Annotated in this window: 2 protein-coding genes; both read right to left on the reverse strand. The window is 68.7% G+C overall.

The annotated features are described in order from the left end of the window. Positions 1-545 (reverse strand): YihY family inner membrane protein (locus AC1D01_RS30730; RefSeq protein ID WP_477873195.1); only part of this gene is annotated, 545 nt, incomplete at its 3' end. Positions 546-671: 126 nt separating this feature from the next. Next, positions 672-2,249, reverse strand: coding sequence for an alkyl hydroperoxide reductase subunit F (gene ahpF, locus AC1D01_RS30735; protein ID WP_477873197.1), 1,578 nt, complete (start codon positions 2,247-2,249; stop codon positions 672-674). Between the last annotated feature and the right edge of the window lie 74 nt (positions 2,250-2,323).

Below are 2,323 nucleotides of genomic sequence, written 5' to 3' on the forward strand. Positions count from 1 at the left end.
GCGCCGGCCCGAGCGTCAGGCCGCGCCGGCCCGAGCGTCAGGCCGAACCTGGCCCACGGCGGCAGCGTCTCGATCAGCCCGGCCGAGGCGCTCACCGCGTACGACGTGGCCCACAGGCTCACGCCCAGCAGCGGCGGGCCGAACGCGATCATCAGCAGGTACATGCCGACGCGCTTCAGGAACGGCCGGTTCTTCTTCACCTTCCAGATCTGGTTCAGCGCGTTCTCGACGGTCAGCAGCAGCGCCACCGCGGTGACCACCAGGAACAGCGAGCCGACCAGCGTCAGCCCGTTCGCGTTGGTCGCGAACTGCGCCAGGTAGCGCAGCACGGTGCGCGAGATCTCCTCGGGCAGCAGGCTGCGCAGCAGGTGCTCCTCGATCGCGTCCTCGAGCCGCTTGAACATCGGAAAGCGCGTGAAGAGCGCAAAGCACACCGCGAGAAACGGCACCACCGACAGCACCGTCGTGAAGGTGAGGCTGCCGGCGATCTGCGGCAAGCGCTCGGCCCGGGCGCGCTGGATCGTGAGTCGGGTGAGGTGGATCATCGGGCGGCCATTCTGCCCTTGAGAGACCGCTTCCCGGGTTGCACCCGGGCTACGAATGCCGTAGCCCGGATGCAGCGCAGCGAAATCCGGGAATGCTGCGCAACTCGCTCAGGTCGCTCAGGTCGCTCAGGCTGCCACCGGCGTGCGGATCAGGTGATCGAACGCCGACAGCGCCGCCTTCGCCCCATCGCCCGCGGCGATGATGATCTGCTTGAACGGCACCGTCGTCGCATCTCCGGCCGCGAACACGCCCGGCTGGTTCGTCGCGCCGCGCGCGTCGACGATGATCTCGCCGTACTTGCTCAGCTCCAGCGTGCCCTTCAGGAACTCGGTGTTGGGCACCAGGCCGATCTGCACGAACACGCCGGCCAGCTCCACGCGGTGCTCGGTGCCCGTCGCGCGGTCCTTGAAGACCAGGCCGTTCACCTTCTGCCCGTCGCCGGTGATCTCGGTCGTCTGCGCGTTGGTGTGCACCGTCACGTTCGGCAGGCTGTGCAGCTTCTTCACGAGCACTGCATCGGCCTTCAGCGTGTCGGCGAACTCCACCACGGTGACGTGCGCCACCAGGCCAGCCAGGTCGATCGCCGCCTCGACGCCCGAGTTGCCGCCACCGATCACCGCCACCGGCTTGCCCTTGAACAGCGGGCCGTCGCAGTGCGGGCAGTACGCCACGCCCTTGTTCTTGTACTCGGCCTCGCCGGGCACGTTCACATTGCGCCAGCGCGCGCCGGTCGACAGGATCACGCTGCGGCTCTTCAGCGCGGCGCCGTTCTCCAGCGTCACGGTGATCTCGCCGCCCGGCTGCGCGGCCGGCTCCAGCGCCGCGACGCGCTGGCCGTTCATGATGTCCACCTCGTAGACGCGCGCATGCGCTTCCAGCGCGGCCGCGAACTTCGGGCCTTGCGTCTCGAGGATCGACACGTAGTTCTCGATGCCCAGCGTGTCGAGCGTCTGGCCGCCGAAGCGCTCGGCGACGATGCCGGTGCGGATGCCCTTGCGCGCCGCATACACGGCCGCCGCCGCGCCGGCGGGGCCACCGCCGACGATCAGCACGTCGAACGCATCCTTCTGGCCCCGCTTGGCCGCCACGCGTGCCGCAGCACCGGTGTCGACCTTGGTCAGGATCTCCGAGACCTCCATGCGGCCCGAGCCGAACACCTCGCCGTTCAGGTAGACGGTGGGCACGGCCATGATCTGGCGGCCTTCCACTTCACCCTGGAACAGCCCGCCGTCGATCGCGACGTGCTTGATGCGCGGGTTCAGCACCGCCATCAGGTTCAGCGCCTGCACGACGTCGGGGCAGTTGTGGCAGGTCAGCGACATGTAGGTCTCGAACACGAAGTCGCCGCCATCCTCGCGGGTCAGCGACTTGATCTGCTCGATCACCTCGGCCTCGACCTTCGGCGGGTGGCCACCGGCCTGCAGCAGCGCCAGCACCAGCGAGGTGAACTCATGGCCCATCGGGATCGCGGCGAAGCGCACGCCCATCCCGGCACCGGCACGGCTGATGTTGAACGACGGTCGACGCGTGTCGGTGCCGTCCAGGCGCAGGCTCACCAGCTCGCTCAGGCCGGCGATCTCTTCGAGCAGCTCGCGCATCTCGCCCGAGGCGGGGCGGTCATCGAGCGACGCCACCAGTTCAACCGGCTGCGTCAGGCGTTGCAGGTAGCCCTTGAGCTGGGCCTGGAGGGTGGCGTCCAACATGGTGATCGTCCTTTGTGTTTGGTGTTATTCGGGTAGAGCTCCGCCCAGGACCCCGCCCGAAGGCGGGGCCGCAG

It is taken from the genome of Rhizobacter sp. P3_B12 (genome assembly GCF_056402895.1).

What these genes read in the sequence shown, in the direction of transcription:
- ahpF (WP_477873197.1), bottom strand. Translation starts at nt 2,249, where the DNA reads ATGTTGGACGCCACCCTCCAGGCCCAGCTCAAGGGCTACCTGCAACGC.